Genomic DNA, 16,642 nt, shown 5'->3' with positions numbered 1-16,642 from the left:
TCAAACGAAGCTATAGGGATCGACGTCGACCGCGACGCGCACCTTTGCCGGCCAGTCGACACCGCCCAGCCAGTCGCGGATCGCCTCCTGAACCGGGAACACGCGGCGCGCATGGACGAGCAAGCGGAAGCGATGACGCCCGCGCAGCATCGCGAGCGGCGCCGGCGCGGGACCGAACACGTCCATACCGTCCACTCTCGGCGCCCCCCGGCCGATCGCGCGGGCCGTGTCGTGCGCGGCGTCCTTGTCCTCGCTCGACACGATGATCGCGGCGAAGCGGCCGAAGGGGGGCGCATCGGCGTCGGCGCGCGCCTCGGTCTCGGCGGCATAGAAGCTCTCGGCATCGCCAGAGACGAGCGCCTGCATCACCGGCGCCTTGGGATCGTGCGTCTGGATATAGACGTGACCCGGCTTCTCGCCGCGCCCCGCGCGTCCGGCCACCTGCATGATCTGCTGGAAGCTGCGCTCGGCCGCGCGAAGGTCGCCGCCGGCCAGGCCGAGATCGGCGTCGATCACCCCCACCAGCGTCAGGTTGGGGAAGTGATACCCCTTGGTGACGAGCTGCGTGCCGACGACGATGTCGATCTCGCCATGCTCCATCCGCCCGACGAACTCGGCGGCCTTGGCCGGCGACCAGATCGTGTCGCTGGTGACGATGGCGATGCGCGCATCGGGCCAGAGCGCCGCGGCCTCGTCGGCGATGCGCTCGACACCGGGGCCACAGGCGACGAGGCTCTCCTCTTCCTTGCATTCGGGGCAGGCGCGCGGCGTCGGCATGACATGGCCGCAATGATGGCAGGCGAGCCGGCGGATCAGCCGGTGCTCGACCATCCAGGCGGTGCAGTTGGGGCATTGGAAGCGGTGGCCGCAATGACGGCAAAGCGTCAGCGGCGCATAACCGCGGCGATTGAGGAACAGGAGCGCCTGCTCGGCCCGCTCCAGCGTCCCGTCGATCGCGCGCGTTAGGGCGGGCGCGATCCATCGGCCGCGCGGTGGCGGATCGCGCAGCAGGTCGATCGCCTCGATTGCGGGCATCTCTGCCGGGCCGTAGCGGCCGGGCAGCTTGAGCTCGGCATAGCGGCCGAGCGCAACCTGGTGCCGTGTCTCGATCGCCGGGGTGGCGGTGGCGAGCACCACCGGGCACCCCTCGAACATGCCCCGCATCACCGCGACGTCGCGCGCATGGTAATGGACGCCGTCCTCCTGCTTGAAGCTCGTCTCGTGCGCCTCGTCGACGACGATCAGGCCGAGCTTGGGATAGGGGAGGAACAGCGCCGATCGCGCGCCGACGACCACGCGCGCCTCGCCGCTGGCGATCGCGCGCCAGGCGCGGCGGCGCTGCGACTGGCGAAGCCCCGAATGCCAAGCGACGGGCTCGCAGCCGAAGCGGGCATGGAAGCGCTTGAGGAACGGTTCGGTCAGCGCGATCTCCGGCAGCAGCACCAGCGTCTGGCGCCCCGCCTCGATCGCCTCCGCCACCGCCTCGAAATAGGTCTCGGTCTTGCCCGAGCCGGTGACGCCATCGAGCAGGAAGGGCTGGAACGCCGCCCCGGCAACTGCCCCGCGCAGCGTCGCCGACACCGCCGCCTGCTCGGCCGACAGTTCGGGTGGGGCAAAGCCGGGATCGGGGATCGGATAGGGCAGGTCGATGTCGACCTCGACCGCCTCGATCGCGCCCGACTTCACCAAGCCGCGCACTACCGCTTCGCTGACGTCGGCAATGGTCGCGAGTTCGCGGACGAGCCCCTGGCGATCGGCGATCCGCTCCAGAGCCTGTGCGCGCTGCGGCGTCAGCCGGTCGGGAACGTGCCCGGTCGCACGGTATTCCACGGCGAGCTTCGCGCCCTCCAGCGCCGAACTCGACGGCAGTGCCATGCGGACCACGGCGGCGAGCGGGCTCAGATAATAGTCGGCGGTCCACTCGATCAGCCGGCGCAGCGGCGTCGGCAGCGGCGGCACGTCGGCCACGCCGAGCAGGTTGCGCAGGCGATTGTCCCCCACCTCCTCGGTCGCCAGCCGATCGGCATCCCAGGCGACGCCGAGCAACTGGCGCGGCCCGAGCGGCGCGACGACGATCGATCCCGGCTCGACCGCCATTCCCGCCGGAACGCGATAGTCGAGCGGGCCAAGCGCCGAATTCATGACGATTACGCGGGCACGCTCACCGGGCATGCGCCCCAGATAGCGGGCCGAGCCGCCAAGGGAAGGGCGCCTATCGCGTGCGACGCAGCCGCGCGATGAAGAAGCCGTCGAGCCGCCCGGCCTCCGCCAGCATCGTCGGCAGCGTGCGGACGGTGCCGTCCTCACGCGGCGCGATGCCGGCCGGCAGTTCGTCCGGCCGGACCGGATCGATCGCATAGTCGCCTCGGCCGGCCAGGAAGGTCGCAAGCTGCGCCTCGCCCTCGCCGGGCTCGAGCGAGCAGACGGCATAGACGAGCCGTCCACCCGGCTTCACCCACTCGGCCGCGCGCGCGAGCAGCGCCGCCTGGAGCGCCGCGGTCTCGGCGATCAGGCCGGGATGCGCGCGGTAGAGAACGTCGGGATGGCGGCGGAAGATGCCGGTCGCGCTGCACGGCGCGTCGATCAACAGCGCGTCGACCGGTGCCGGCGGCGCCCATTTCAGCGCGTCGGCGGCAACGATCATGGCATCCAGCCCGGTACGCGCCAGATTGTCCCGAAGTCGCGCAAGGCGGTTTTCGGCGATGTCGAGCGCCGTGGTACGCCAGCCGGCGGCGGCGAGCTGCATCGTCTTGCCGCCGGGCGCGGCGCACAGGTCGAGCGCATCACCGGTGCCGCGGCCGAGCAGCCGGGCGGGGAGGCTGGCGGCGAGATCCTGAACCCACCACGCGCCCTCGGCAAAGCCCGGAAGCGCGGCGATATCGGCACCCGCTGGCAGGCGGACATGGCCCGGTGCCAGGTTGGTGCCGCCGAGCCGCTCGGCCCAGCTGTCGGTCGCTGCCGCATCGGCGAGCGTCAGGTCGATCGGCGGCGGCGCGGCCATCGCTGCCTGCGCTGCCTCGACCATGGCGTCGCCATGCGCCGCGGCCCAGCGTCCGGCGACGCTGCCGGGCAACGCCGGCAGTTCGGGCAAAGTGGCATCGCTGCGCATCAGCGCGCCGAACACGCCATGGACCAGCTTGCGTGGCCCGCCATCGATCAGCGGCAACACGGTGGCGATCGCCGCGTGATGCGGCGTGCCGAGGCGAAGCGCCTGGATCAGCGCGATCCGCAGCACGAAGCGCGCCTTGGCATCGTCCGGCAACCGCTGCCGCGTCGCGCCGTCGATCAACGCATCGAGATCGGGCAAGCGGCGCAGCGCCTCGGCCGCGATCGCATGGGCAAGCCCGCGATCGGCGGGCGACAGCCCCTCACCCGCCCGCGCGAGCGCGGGTTCGAGCGCCTGGCCACGGCGAAGCACGGCGTCGAGCACGCGCAGGGCCGCACGGCGCGGCGCGGTGCCGACAGGATCGAATTGCGGGCGATGGGGGAAACGGCGCTGGGGCAAGCCCCGCCTCTAATGCGATGTGACGGCCGAGAAAAGAGCGGTGTGCGCCCGCGTAGGCGGGAGCACATTGCTGCGTTTGTGCCCCGGCGAAGGCCGGGGCCCAGTCGGGAAGGCTGATGTGATTAGCGCTGCGCCCTGCAGCGGCGACCTTCCCACCTGCCCGGGCGTTCGCCCGAGCACACACGCCTATTTCGAGTCGCGTTCCAATGCGTCCTTCAGCAGGTCGCGAACCTCCTCCAGCGCGCCACGCTTGTCCGCCGCTGGCGCGCGTTTGCGCGCTGGCGCGGCCTCGCTCTCCAGCAGCTTCTGGACACCGCGGATGGTGTAGCCCTGCCGGCTGAGCAGGTCGTCGATGCGGCGCACCAGCGCCACGTCTTCGGGTCGATAGTAACGACGCTGGCCCGCGCGCGTCAGCGGGCGGAGCTGCGGAAATCGCTGTTCCCAGTAACGCAGGCGATGCTGCGGCAGACCGGTTTCCGCCGCCACCTCACCGATGGTGCGGAATGCGTTCTCGGCCTTGGGGCGGCCGGACATGGCGATCGGTTCAGGCGCCCGCGACGATGCGGTCGCGCATCATCTGGCTGGCCCGGAAGGTGAGGACACGACGCGGCGCGATCGGCACTTCGACGCCGGTCTTGGGATTGCGGCCGACCCGCTCGCCCTTGTCGCGCAGGATGAAGCTGCCGAAGCCGGAGATCTTGACGTTCTCGCCCTTGGCCAGCGCCTCACAAAGGTGACCAAGGATCTGCTCGACCAGCTTCGACGATTCGGAGCGCGACAGCCCGACCTCGCTGTGCAGCGCCTCTGCCAGATCGGCGCGCGTGAGAGTTCCTGCCTGCATCAACTCGCTCTCCTGGGCGTAACGATGGCATTCGAACTTATCAGAACGCCGATTCCGATCAATGAACCCTTTAGGGTCAGTACCGTACGACCGCCGCACCCCAGGTGAAGCCGCCGCCCATCGCCTCCAGCACCAACAAATGGCCGCGCTGAATACGCCCGTCGCGAATCGCCGCGTCGAGCGCGAGCGGCACCGACGCCGCCGACGTGTTGGCATGCTGGTCGACCGTCACCACCACGCGATCGGGCGACAGGTCGAGCTTGCGCGCGGTCGCGTCGAGGATGCGGGCATTGGCCTGGTGCGGGACCAGCCAGTCGACCTCGTGCGGTTCGTGGCCGGTGACCGCCAGCGTCTCGCGCAGCACTGCCGCCAGATTGACGACCGCGTGGCGGAACACCTCGCGGCCCTTCATGCGCAGCTTGCCGACCGTACCGGTGGTCGACGGCCCGCCATCGACATAGAGCAGGTCGTTGTAGCGGCCGTCGGCGTGCAGGCGGACGGCAAGGATGCCCTCGTCCTCGGCCTCGCGCCCTTCCAGCACCACCGCACCGGCGCCGTCGCCGAACAGCACGCAGGTCCCGCGATCCTCCCAGTCGAGGATGCGGCTGAACGTCTCCGCGCCGATCACCAGCGCGCGGCGGTGCGCGCCGGCGCGGATCATCGTGTCCGCGACCTGAAGCGCATAGAGGAAGCCCGAGCACACCGCGGCAACGTCAAACGCGACGCAATCGTCGATGCCGAGCGCCGCCTGCACGCGCGTGGCGGTGGCGGGAAAGGTCTGGTCGGGGGTGGCGGTCGCCAGGACGATCAGGTCGATCGCCTGCGCCTCGATCCCCGCCGCCGCCAGTGCCGCCCGCGCGGCATCGGTGGCGAGCGTCCCCGTCGTCTCGCCCTCGCCGGCGATGTGGCGAAAGCGGATGCCGGTACGCTCGACGATCCACTCGTCGGTGGTGTCGACCGTCTGCGACAGCTCCTCGTTGGAGACGCGCCGCGCCGGCAGCGCCGTGCCGGTGCCGGCGATGACCGCCCGGATGCTCATGCCGCGCGCGCCTCGACATTGCCGAGGTCTTCGCCGATCCGCCGGGTCAGGTCATCCTCGACGAGCTTGGCGGCGAGCTTCAGCGCATTGGCGATGCCGGCGGCATTGGCGCCGCCATGGCTCTTCACGACCAGGCCGTTGAGGCCCAGGAAGATCGCGCCATTGTGGTTGTTGGGATCGAGATGGTCGCGCAGCAACTTGGTCGCGGGGCGCGAGATCAGGAAGCCGATCTTCGAACGGACCGAGCTCGAGAACGCGCGGCGCAGCAGGTCGGCGACGAATCGCGCCGTTCCCTCCGCGGTCTTCAGCGCGATGTTGCCGGTGAAGCCGTCGCAGGCGATCACATCGACCTCGCCGCGCGACAGCCGGTCGCCCTCGATGAAGCCGGTAAAGGCGAGCGGCAGGTGCGGCGCGGCGCGCAGGCGCTGGGCGGCATCGCGGATGATGTCGGTACCCTTCAAATCCTCGGTACCGATGTTGAGCAGCGCGACGCGGGGCCGCTCCAGCTCGAGCGCGGTGCGCGCATAGGCTGCGCCCATCACCGCGAACTGGACGAGGTTGCGCGCATCGCACTCGGCATTGGCGCCGAGGTCGAGCATGACGGTGTCGTTGGCGCCCAGGCTGGGCAGCAGCGCGGCGAGCGCCGGCCTATCGATGCCGGGCATGGTGCGCAGCGACAGCTTGGCCATCGCCATCAGCGCACCGGTATTGCCCGCCGACACCGCGGCGCCCGCACGGCCCTGCTTCACCGCATCGACGGCGAGGCCCATCGAGGTGACGCGGGCACGGCGAATCGCGGTGCTCGGCTTCTCGTCGGAGCCGACCGTCTCCGCTGCGTGCGCGACTTCGACGCGCCCGGCGAGCTCGGCATGTGCGGCGAGGCCGGCATTGATCGCCGATTCGTCGCCGACCAGCAGGAAGGAGAGTTCGGGCCGCGCCGCGGCGGCAAGCGCCACCCCGTCGAGGATGACGGCGAGCCCGCCATCGCCGCCCATCGCATCGACGGCGATCCGCGCAGTGCCCGCCATATCGTCCGGCCGATCCCTAGTCCTTCAGGTCGCCCTCAGGCCTCGACCGCCACGATCTCACGGCCGTTATAATGGCCGCACGACCCGCACAGGATGTGGGGACGCTTGAGCTCGCCGCAGTTCGAGCACTCCTGGAACGACTCGACCTTCAGCGCATCGTGCGAACGACGCATGCCGCGCCGCGAGGGCGAAGTCTTTCTCTTGGGAACGGCCATGTCGGCACACCTTCTTCGACTAAATTCAGATTCGGGGTCGCGATACGCCCCTCGTGCGGCATGGGCAAGCGCGCAATAGACTGCGCGCCCGCGCCACCCGCGTGGCCGGGACAGGTCGCGAAGCGAGCGTGCGCCTATAGCGATTTCGCCGGGCCATGCAAGTACCGTGTCGCATACGGAAAAGCCGATGATCGGGCTTGATCTGGGGGATGGTGGTGCGGTCGAGAAGACTCGAACTTCCACGGGCTTTCGCCCACAACGACCTCAACGTTGCGCGTCTACCAGTTCCGCCACGACCGCACGTGCCATTACCGCCAGAGCCCCGGCGGCCGGTAGGCGGGTGCCCCTAGCAGCGTCATCCGGGCCATGCAACACCGATTCGGCGGGGCCGTCGCTGGGCTTCCGCCTTCGCCGGATTGCGCGCGCGGAGGATTCGCTTTCGCGCCGCTTCGCCACCCTGTACGGCACGCCGCCATGCCCGCCGCTTCCATCTCTCTGTCCGGCGAAGCGCGGCGCATCCTGGCACTTGCGTGGCCGGTGATGCTGACTAGCCTCAACTGGACGATTCTGCACCTCACCGACGTGATCGTCGTCGGCCTGACCGGCACGCACGAGGTCGCGGCGCTGGGGGCCAGCCGGGCGATCACCTATATCGGCATCGTCGTCGTGCTCGGCTGGCTGTCGGGGATCATCGTCATGGTCTCGCGCGCCGATGGGGCGGGCGACCTGCGCGAAACCGGGCGCGTGTTGCACGAAGGGCTGGTCCTGGGTCTCGCGCTCGGGCTGGCGAGCGGCGGCATCCTGTTCACCTTCGCCGAACCGCTGCTGCGTCTGGTCGGCGTGATGCCGGATCTCGCGCCCGCCGCGGCGAGCGTCGTCAAGGTGATGGCCTGTGCCTATCCCTTTCAGCTCCTGTCGATCGCGGCGAGCTTCTTCCTGGAGGGCGTCAGCCGGCCGCGGCGGGTGATGGTCGTCCAGCTTTCGGTGCTGCCGATCAACGCCGTGCTCGCCTGGGTCCTGGCGACGGGGCAGTTCGGCCTGCCCGCCTTTGGCGCCGTGGGCGCCGCCGCCGCGACTGCCACCGCCTCGGCCTTTGGCGCGGTCGCCATGCTATATGCCGCGTGGACGCTGCCGCGCGCGGCCGAGCGCGGCGTGCGCGATCTGAGCGACCTGCGCTGGGCGGGCGTTGTCGCGCTGCTTTCCTTCGGCGCGGTCCCTGCGCTCGCCTCCGGCCTCGAACTCGCCGGCTTCTCGATCCTGATCGCGCTGTCGACTCAGTTGGGCGAGGCGACCGCGCACGCCTTCCAGATCGTCTTCTCCGTCCACAACGTCACCTTCGGTTTCGCGCTTGGCCTCGGCTCGGCGGCCGGCGTGCGCGTCGGCAATGCGGTGGGCGAGAAGCGGCCGGAAGAAGCGTGGCGCCGCGCCGCCATCGCCGCCGCGATCGCCGCGATCGGCACGGGGCTGATGGCGCTCGTCATCCTGCTGGCGACCGGGCCGATCACCGCCGCCTTCCCCGCTGCCCCGGCGGTCCATGCGATCGCGGCGATGATGCTGCTGCGCTGGTCGCCCTTCATCCTGTTCGACGGGCTGCAGGTCGTCTTCGTCTATGCGCTCCGCTCGCTCGGCGATCAGGTGGCGGCGGGCGTCAACGGGATCCTCGCCTTCTTCGTCGTCACCGGCGGTCTCGGCTGGTGGCTGGTCGAGCGGGGCGCGGGGCCGGCGGGTCTTGTGTGGGGATCGGCGGCGGGAATGGTCGCGGCGGCGATCCTCAACGGCGCGCGCTTGTGGTGGGTCAGCGGCCGGACGCAGGGGCGCCTGCGCCAGCCCGCCTGAGCCCCTTGCCGCCCCCCCGGCGGCATCTTACCTCCGCCCCCGAGGCACAAAGGGGGCCGGCGATCCATGCAACCCATCCTGACGCTGTCCGGCGTCACCAAGACCTATGCCAGCGGGCATCAGGCGCTGAAGTCGGTCGACCTGTCGATCAACAAGGGCGAGATCTTCGCGCTGCTCGGCCCCAATGGCGCGGGCAAGACGACGATGATCGGCATCGTCTGTGGGCTGGTCAAGCCGACCACCGGCACCATCACCTTCGACGGTCATGACATCGTCCGCGATTTCCGCGACGCACGCCGCCGCATCGGGTTGGTGCCGCAGGAACTATCGACCGACATGTTCGAGCCCGTCTTTTCCACCGTTCGCTTCTCGCGCGGGCTGTTCGGACGCCGGCGCGACGATGCGCTGATCGAGCGCGTCCTGCGTGACCTGTCGCTCTGGGAAAAGCGCGACGCCAAGATCATGGAGCTGTCGGGCGGCATGAAGCGCCGCGTCCTCATCGCCAAGGCGCTGAGCCACGAGCCAGACCTTCTGTTCCTCGACGAGCCGACCGCAGGCGTCGATGTCGAGCTGCGCCGCGACATGTGGAAGCTCGTCCACCGCCTGCGCGAAGCCGGCACGACGATCATCCTGACCACCCATTATATCGAGGAGGCGGAGGAAATGGCCGACCGCGTCGGCGTCATCAACCGCGGCGAGCTCCTGCTGGTCGAGGAAAAGGCCGCGCTGATGAAGAAGCTCGGCAAGCGCGAGATGGACCTGTCGCTGGTCGAGCCGATGACCAAAGTGCCCACCGAACTCGCCGAGTGGGACCTCAGCCTCGCCGACGAAGGCCATAAGCTGCGGTACGTGTTCGACGCGCAGGCCGAGCGGACGGGTATCCCCTCGCTGCTGCGCAAGGTGTCCGAGCTCGGCATCCACTTCAAGGATCTCGACACGTCCAAGTCGAGCCTGGAGGACATCTTCGTGGACCTTGTCCACGATCGGGAGGCACGCCCATGAACCTGCCGGGCATCTGGGCAATCTATCGCTTCGAAATGGCGCGCTTCGGCCGCACCTTCTGGGGCAGCGTCGCGACGCCGGTCATTACGACTGCGCTCTATTTCATCGTCTTCGGCGGCGCGATCGGCAGCCGTATCCAGGAAGTCGATGGCATCCCCTATGGCAGCTTCATCGTGCCGGGGCTCGTCATGCTAAGCCTGCTCACGCAGAGCCTGATGAACGCGTCTTTCGGCATCTACATGCCGCGTTTCGCGGGGACGATCTACGAAGTGCTGTCGGCCCCGGTCGCAACGGCGGAACTGCTGCTCGGCTATGTCGGCGCGGCGGCGACCAAGTCGATGCTGATCGGCGCGATCATCCTCGCCACGTCGGGTTTCTTCGTCGATCTTCGGATCGAGCATCCGCCGATGATGGTCGCATTCCTGATCCTCACGGCGGTGGCGTTCAGCCTGTTCGGCTTCATCATCGGGCTGTGGGCCAAGGGGTTCGAGCAATTGAGCCTCGTCCCCGCGCTGATCGTCACGCCGCTGACGTTCCTTGGCGGCGCCTTTTACTCGATCGACATGCTGCCCCAGCCGTGGCGGACGGTCAGCCTGTTCAATCCCGTCGTCTATCTGGTCAGCGGCTTTCGCTGGAGCTTCTTCGGGCGCGGCGACGTCGACGTGCTGGTCAGCCTGGGCGCGACGATGGGCTTTCTGCTGATCTGCGTGGGCGTGGTCGCGTGGATGCTGAAGACCGGGTATCGCCTAAAGGCATGATGGTCGGCATCGCCGCCACCCGTGCGGAGCGACCCAGGAGGTGGGTGGCGGCGATGCCGATTGCGTCCGCGACGTACCGGGAGTGCATGGTGTCGCGAACGTAACTCCCCCGAGCGATCTTTCGATTAGAAGATCGGGTACGTTTCGACCATCACTCCTTGGGGTGGCGGCTGCCGCTTCCTCCTTCCTGTTCCCCGGCAAGGGCCGGGGCTCAGTTGGGAAAGCCGGGGTGAGAGCCATCAACGTCCCCCAACTGGACCCCGGCCTTCGCCGGGGTACAAGGTTGCCGACGTCAGCGCCCCGCCATCACCGCACCACGGGCAGCATCACCTTAGACCCTGCACACACACGCTGCGTCGCCTTGACGAAGTCGCCCGGCGCCGCCTTGGCGATGTTGGGGACGAAGCGCTGGGGGTTGCGGTCGATCACCGGGAACCAGCTCGACTGGACCTGCACCATGATGCGGTGGCCCTTCTTGAATACATGGTCGTGGTCGCGAAGCTCGACATTCCAGGCGCGAACCTGGTCGGCGACCAGCGGCTTGGCCTGCTCATAGCCGTCGAGCCAGCGCCCGCGGCGGATCTCCATCGCGATCGGCAACTGATAAGCGTTCAGGGACCTGGCATAGTCGCCCGGCTGCATCCGCTCGGGAAGCTTCTCGGCATCGTCGGGATAGACGTCGATCAGCTTGACGACGAAGTCGCTATCGGTGCCGCTGGTCGAGGCCATCAGCGTCGCGGCAAGCTTGCCCGTCACCGTCAGGTCGGCGTCGAGCGGTGCCGAAATGTAGCTCAGCACATCGGGCCGCCCGCCGACGAAGCGCTGGTCGTCCGCCTCCCACCACGGCCAGTCGCGCGAGCCCCAGGTGGTGGAGATCGGCCGGCGGCGGAACGGCACCGGGTTGGCGGGATCGGAGACATAGTCGCGGCACGCCTCCCCCGCCGGCGGCGCGTCGAAGCTGACCGACCCGTCGGCGCGCAGGTAGAGCGCCGTCGGTGCCGCGTTCGCCGGCGGCCACTGCGGATAATCGCGCCACTGATAGCTGCCCGACTGGAACATGCGGGCCTCGAACGCGGGGCGAGTGCCGCGACCGTGCAACCAATAGGCGAAGAACGGCGCCTCGATATCGCGGCGAAACGCGGTACCGCTCTCGGTACCGATCGCGATCGGGCCGAGCTTGTCGCCCTTGCCCCGCCAGCTGCCGTGATTCCACGGGCCCGAGACGATCATGTTCAGCCGGTTCGGATCGTCCTGCTCCAGCTTCTCATAGATGCGCCACGGGCCGTACGGGTCCTCCTGATCCCAGAACCCCGCCACCGACAGTGTCGCCACGCCGGCACGGCCGAGCGCGTCGGTCCAGTGCTGTCCCTTCCAGAAGGCGTCGTAATCGGGTCGCTCGACCATCGCGGTCATGACCGACGACACGCCCTTGAAGTGGTTCTTCTCGACGTTGCCGAGCGTCCCCTGCTTCAGGAACCAGTCATAGGTGTCGAAGCTGTCATAACCCGGGAAGTCGTCATTCTGCTTCGAATGCTGGAGCAGCCAAAGCCAGTCGGTCGCATAGGTCAGCCGCGCCGCACCGAAGCGGTGGAGATCGTCGTTCATCCACCAGTCGTTCCACCCGGCCTGCGGGCTCACCGCCTTCAGCGCCGGATGCGGCTTGGCAAGCGCGACCGCGGCGGCGTAGCCGGGGTAAGAGACGCCCCACATCCCGACCTTGCCGTTGTTGGCGGGCACGTTCTTCACCAGCCAGTCGATCGTGTCATAGGCGTCGGTGGCGTCGTCGACCGCCTTCGACCCCTTGGGCGCGATCGCCGTCGACATCGTGAAGGTGCCTTCCGACCCGAAGCGTCCGCGCATGTTCTGATAGACGAGGATGTAGCCATCCTGAGCCAGGAACGACTGGTCCGGCGGCGTCTGCTCGGGCGCTGCGTCGGGGATGCCATAGGGGCTGCGCTCGAGCAGGATCGGCAGCGGGCCGGACTTGTTCGCGGGCCGGATCACGACGGTTTCTAGCTTCGCCCCATCGCGCATCGGGATCATGACGCGCTGGTAGGTGTAGGCGGCCTGCGCCTGCTCGGCGGGCTTGGGCAGCGCCTGACGCGCGGTGGCGGGGGTCAGGGCGACGAGCGCCAGGGCGATGGCGGTGAGGGTGCGGCGCATGGCGCCGAGATCAGCCGAAAACGCGCGGGCTGTCGAGGGGGGATGGTTCGCCAAACCCCTTGCAGGATCGTCACCCCGGCCGTGTTCCGGGGTGACGAACTCAGGTCAGCCTCCTGCCTTCAGCGGCGGCGTCTGCTGGTGCTGAACCACCTTCCACACCTCATGCTCCAGCCGGCGATAGGTCGAGGTGCAGTGCGCGACGTAGCGCTCGTCATCCTCCTTCGCCGCCTCGACCGTGTAGCCGACGACGATCAGCCCCTCCTGCGGGCGCATGATCTGCTGGTCGGAGAAGCGGACGCTCGACCAGCGGGGGGTCGACTGCACCGACTCGATCGCCTGCTCGCCGGTCATCACGAAGGGCGGGGCGGGAACGACCATCACGCACTCGTCGTCGATCGATTCGGCATAATGCTCGGCATCGGCGGTCCAGAGGCTTTCCTCGAATGCCCAGACGCGGTCGTCGTCCATCTCGCTTCTCCCGAAAGTGTCGGACGAACAGCGACTTGGTGCGGCGAGGGTTCCCGGCACCGACCAAAGACTAGGCGGGCAGCAGCAGCCTCGCGGTCGTTCCCTGCCCGCCCACCAGTTCGAAACGGCCGCTCAGTTGCGACGCCAGCGTCCGCGCGATGCTGAGGCCCAGGCTTCCCGCCCCTTCGATGTCGAAGCCTTCGGGCAGGCCGCAGCCATCGTCACGCACCTCGATCCGCACGCGCTGCTCGCCGTCGCGGGTTAGCTCAATGTCGATCACCCCCTGGTCGCGATCGGCAAAGCCGTGCTCGATCGCGTTCGCCATCGCCTCCGCAACGATCAGCGCGAGCGGAATCGCCGCGTCGGGGCTGAGCGTCGCCTCGTGATCGACCATGACGTTGCAGCGGATGCCGGTCCGCCCGCTCGCCTCGATCACGTCGTGACACAGCGGCTCCAGGAACTCGCGCATCCGCCGCGTGGCGCCGCCCGCGTCATAGAGCTGACGGCTGATCCGCCCGATCAGCGCCAGCCGGCGCGACGCCTCGTCCAATGCATCGCGCGCATCGGCGTCGGTGATCCGCCGCTTCTGGAGCGTGATGAGCCCGGCCGCGACCTGAAGATTGTTCGACACGCGGTGCTGAAGCTCGCGAAACAGAAGCTCGCGGGTTTCGGCGAGCGCGCGGCTCAGTTCGCGCTCGCGCGCCAGCTTGGCGTTGGCGCGCTGCATCCAATGGATGATGAGCACGTCGGTGGCGACGACGAGCACATAGAAGGCGAGCGCCAGCCAGGTGCCCGGCAGCAGCACGAAACTCTGCTTGGGTTCGACGAAGAAGTACCAGGCGAGCAGCCCGCAGACCACGCCGGCATAGGCGCCGATCCTCGCCCCGAACAGCGCCGAGGCGAGGATCACGGCGGGGAAGAAGGTCACGAACGGAAAACCGCCCGGCAGATAGGGATCGGCGATCCAGCGAAGCCCCAGCGCCGCCGCGATCAGCAGGTTGGTGGCGCAAAGGGCAAGCACGGGGCGATCGGCCGCCAGCGGCAGCCGTTCGATCCACATGCCGTCCTGCGCCTTGCGCACGTCCAAGCCCCCGTTCCTTCCGTCGACGCCAATCTAGCCCGCGCGGCGTGTTGGTTCATTAAAAAAGGAGGGGCGCGGCCATGTCCGGCCGCGCCCCTCCCCTTCATTCAATGGCTTGGCGCCTCAGTCCTCGGTGATAAACGACGGCAGGCCGATCGACTCGCCGCCCTCGTCCTTGCCGCCTTCCGAACGCTCACGGCGGGGGCCACGGTCACGGCGCGGGCCGCGATCGCCGCCACGGTCACCGCGGTCGCCGCCCTCGCGGCGGGGACCACGATCACCGCGGTCACCCCCGTCACGGCGCGGGCCACGATCGCCGCGCGGCTCGCGCGGTTCGCGGGCCGGACGCGTGTCCTCGAGCTCGGCGCCGGTTTCCTGATCGACAACGCGCATCGACAGGCGAACCTTGCCGCGCGGGTCGATCTCGAGGACCTTGACCTTGACCTCCTGGCCTTCCTTCAGGACGTCGCCGACCTTCTCGACGCGCTCGTTCCGGATCTCCGAGACGTGAACGAGACCGTCCTTGCCGCCCATGAAGTTCACGAACGCACCGAAGTCGACGAGGTTGACGACCTTGCCGTTGTAGATCTTGCCGACCTCGGCCTCTTCGACGATGCCCTTGATCCAGTTGATCGCGGCCTCGATCTGCGAGTGGTCCGACGAGCTCACCTTGATGACGCCGTCGTCGTCGATGTCGACCTTGGCACCGGTCGTCGCGACGATCTCGCGGATGACCTTGCCGCCGGTGCCGATGACGTCGCGGATCTTCGACTTGTCGATCTGCAGCGTCTCGATGCGCGGCGCATGGGCCGACAGCTCGGTGCGGGTCTCGCCCAGCGCCTTGGCCATCTCACCCAGAATGTGCGCGCGGCCTTCCTTGGCCTGGTTGAGCGCGGTCTCGAAGATCTCGCGCGTGATGCCCGCGATCTTGATGTCCATCTGCATCGTGGTGATGCCCTCGGACGTGCCTGCGACCTTGAAGTCCATGTCGCCGAGGTGGTCCTCGTCGCCGAGGATGTCGCTGAGGACCGCGAACTTGTCGCCCTCCAGGATCAGGCCCATCGCGATGCCCGACACCGGCCGCTTCAGCGGCACGCCGGCATCCATCATCGACAGCGAACCGCCGCACACCGTCGCCATCGACGACGAGCCGTTCGACTCGGTGATGTCGCTAGTGACGCGGATCGTGTAGGGGAATTCCTCCTTGGTCGGCAGCACCGGGCGCAGCGCGCGCCACGCCAGCTTGCCGTGTCCGACCTCACGCCGACCCGGCGCGCCGAAGCGGCCGACTTCGCCGACCGAATAGGGCGGGAAGTTATAGTGCAGCATGAAGTTCTGGTAGCTGAGGCCGCCCAGACCGTCGATCATCTGCTCGGCATCCTTGGTGCCCAGCGTCGTGGTCGCGATCGTCTGCGTCTCGCCGCGGGTGAACAGCGCCGAGCCGTGCGCGCGCGGCAGGAAGTGCACTTCCGCCTGAATGGGACGGACGGTCTTGAGGTCGCGGCCGTCGATACGGATGCCGTCGGTCAGGATGGCGCCGCGGACGATGTCGGCTTCCAGCTTCTTGACGAGCTTGAGCGCGCCCAGATAGCCGGCGGGATCGCTTTCCTTCATGTCGGCCATGCCCTCGCGCGCCTTGGCGCGGGCGGCGTTGACGGCGTCCTGACGAGCCGACTTGTTCGTCAGCTTGTACGCGGCGGCCAGGTCGGCGCCGATCAGATCCTTGAGCTTGGCCTTGATCGCCGACTTGTCGTCGCCGGTCGCCAGATCCCAGGGCTCCTTCGCCGCCTGCTCGGCCAGCTTGATGATCGCGTCGATCACCGGCTGCATGTTGTCGTGCGCGAACAGGACCGCGCCCAGCATGACCTCTTCCGACAGCTCGTTGGCTTCGGATTCGACCATCATCACCGCATCGTGCGTACCGGCGACGACGAGATCCAGATCACCCTCGGCGACCTGCTTGTCGGTCGGGTTCAGGAGGTACTCGCCATCCTGATAACCGACGCGCGCCGCGCCGATCGGGCCCATGAACGGCACGCCCGAGAGCGTGAGCGCTGCGGACGCGGCGACCATCGCGAGGATGTCGGGCTCGTTCTCGCCGTCATACGACAGGACCTGCGCGATCGCGTTGATCTCGTTGTAGAACCCTTCCGGGAACAGCGGGCGGATCGGGCGGTCGATCAGGCGAGAGACGAGCGTCTCCTTCTCGGTCGCGCCGCGCTCGCGCTTGAAGAAGCCGCCGGGGATACGACCCGCGGACGAGAACTTCTCCTGGTAATGGACGGTGAGCGGGAAGAAATCCTGCCCCTCCTTGACCGTCTTGGCAGCCGTGACGGCGCACAGGACGACGGTCTCGCCGAGCGTCGCGATGACCGCGCCGTCAGCCTGGCGGGCAACCTTGCCCGTCTCGAGCGTCAGGGTCTTTCCGCCCCACTCGACTTCCACTTTCTTGTGATCGAACATTTCGTTTCCTTTGTCCGGCGGCCAGATGCGCGCCGGGGCCTGTTTTCGAGCCGATTGCGGCTCATGGGCGGAGACCGGATTGTCTTTGCCCATTTTCACCCCGGCCCTTCGACCGCCCGCAGGGCGGGCGCTCAGGATAAACTCGGCTGAAAGCCGAGGCCGGGGTCCAGCTCCAGCGGCTGGTTTGAAGGCGCTCCCGCGCCTCGTATTTGCTGGATCCCGGCCTTCGCCGGGATGACAAAA

The 16,642-nt window shown here is 68.5% G+C and carries 14 protein-coding genes and 1 tRNA gene; 3 read left to right on the top strand and 12 right to left on the bottom strand.

The genetic code is table 11. The annotated features are described in order from the left end of the window. The 8 genes from RS883_RS02280 to RS883_RS02245 form a co-directional block, all read right to left on the bottom strand. A complete protein-coding gene (locus RS883_RS02280) occupies window positions 1-2,142 on the bottom strand; it encodes a primosomal protein N' (RefSeq protein WP_315762260.1) in 2,142 nt (713 codons plus the stop codon). Between the two features lie 70 nt (window positions 2,143-2,212). Further along, entirely contained in the window at window positions 2,213-3,505 is a 1,293-nt protein-coding gene (locus RS883_RS02275; RefSeq protein ID WP_315762258.1) for an RsmB/NOP family class I SAM-dependent RNA methyltransferase, read from the bottom strand. Between the two features lie 186 nt (window positions 3,506-3,691). Continuing rightward, the gene (locus tag RS883_RS02270) at window positions 3,692-4,039 is read right to left on the bottom strand and encodes a MerR family transcriptional regulator (protein WP_315762256.1); all 348 of its coding nucleotides are present in this window, start codon (window positions 4,037-4,039) and stop codon (window positions 3,692-3,694) included. A gap of 10 nt (window positions 4,040-4,049) precedes the next feature. Beyond that, window positions 4,050-4,346: an integration host factor subunit alpha gene (locus RS883_RS02265; RefSeq protein ID WP_315762254.1), complete on the bottom strand. Its 297-nt coding sequence runs from the start codon at window positions 4,344-4,346 to the stop codon at window positions 4,050-4,052. A 76-nt stretch (window positions 4,347-4,422) separates the two neighbouring features. Beyond that, window positions 4,423-5,385: a beta-ketoacyl-ACP synthase III gene (locus RS883_RS02260; RefSeq protein WP_315762251.1), complete on the bottom strand. Its 963-nt coding sequence runs from the start codon at window positions 5,383-5,385 to the stop codon at window positions 4,423-4,425. Next, on the bottom strand, window positions 5,382-6,413 hold the full coding sequence (plsX, locus tag RS883_RS02255; protein WP_315762250.1) for a phosphate acyltransferase PlsX: 1,032 nt from the start codon (window positions 6,411-6,413) through the stop codon (window positions 5,382-5,384). Before plsX ends, RS883_RS02260 begins: the two co-directional genes overlap by 4 nt. 35 nt (window positions 6,414-6,448) lie before the next feature. Further along, window positions 6,449-6,628 (bottom strand): 50S ribosomal protein L32, encoded by a 180-nt coding sequence (rpmF, locus tag RS883_RS02250; protein ID WP_294263938.1) that lies wholly within the window; start codon window positions 6,626-6,628, stop codon window positions 6,449-6,451. Between the two features lie 213 nt (window positions 6,629-6,841). After that, window positions 6,842-6,928 (bottom strand) — tRNA-Leu (locus tag RS883_RS02245). Between the two features lie 174 nt (window positions 6,929-7,102). Here RS883_RS02245 and RS883_RS02240 point away from each other — a divergent pair. From RS883_RS02240 to RS883_RS02230, 3 genes are all read left to right on the top strand, one after another. Next, entirely contained in the window at window positions 7,103-8,464 is a 1,362-nt protein-coding gene (locus RS883_RS02240) for an MATE family efflux transporter (RefSeq protein WP_315762247.1), read from the top strand. Window positions 8,465-8,530: 66 nt separating this feature from the next. Continuing rightward, the gene (locus RS883_RS02235) at window positions 8,531-9,466 is read left to right on the top strand and encodes an ABC transporter ATP-binding protein (RefSeq protein ID WP_315762245.1); all 936 of its coding nucleotides are present in this window, start codon (window positions 8,531-8,533) and stop codon (window positions 9,464-9,466) included. Beyond that, window positions 9,463-10,224 carry an ABC transporter permease gene (locus tag RS883_RS02230; RefSeq protein WP_315762243.1) on the top strand — a complete coding sequence of 254 codons (762 nt, stop codon included), beginning with the start codon at window positions 9,463-9,465 and terminating at the stop codon, window positions 10,222-10,224. The genes RS883_RS02235 and RS883_RS02230 overlap by 4 nt, the downstream gene beginning before the upstream one ends. A 306-nt stretch (window positions 10,225-10,530) precedes the next feature. Here RS883_RS02230 and RS883_RS02225 read toward each other — a convergent pair whose 3' ends face one another. The 4 genes from RS883_RS02225 to pnp all read right to left on the bottom strand — a co-directional run bounded on the left by RS883_RS02225 (window position 10,531) and on the right by pnp (window position 16,399). Continuing rightward, entirely contained in the window at window positions 10,531-12,387 is a 1,857-nt protein-coding gene (locus RS883_RS02225) for a CocE/NonD family hydrolase (RefSeq protein WP_315762241.1), read from the bottom strand. Window positions 12,388-12,492: 105 nt separating this feature from the next. After that, window positions 12,493-12,855, bottom strand: a complete 363-nt coding sequence (locus RS883_RS02220; protein WP_315762239.1) for a DUF4440 domain-containing protein — start codon at window positions 12,853-12,855, stop codon at window positions 12,493-12,495. Between the two features lie 70 nt (window positions 12,856-12,925). Then, complete coding sequence (locus RS883_RS02215) at window positions 12,926-13,936, bottom strand: sensor histidine kinase (protein WP_315764924.1); 1,011 nt, start codon at window positions 13,934-13,936, stop codon at window positions 12,926-12,928. Between the two features lie 123 nt (window positions 13,937-14,059). After that, window positions 14,060-16,399 (bottom strand): polyribonucleotide nucleotidyltransferase, encoded by a 2,340-nt coding sequence (pnp, locus tag RS883_RS02210; RefSeq protein ID WP_315762238.1) that lies wholly within the window; start codon window positions 16,397-16,399, stop codon window positions 14,060-14,062. Window positions 16,400-16,642: the final 243 nt, after the last annotated feature.

This window comes from Sphingomonas sp. Y38-1Y (assembly GCF_032391395.1).
Classification (GTDB): Bacteria; Pseudomonadota; Alphaproteobacteria; order Sphingomonadales; family Sphingomonadaceae; genus Sphingomonas.
This window is presented reverse-complemented; position numbering and strand designations above follow the sequence as displayed.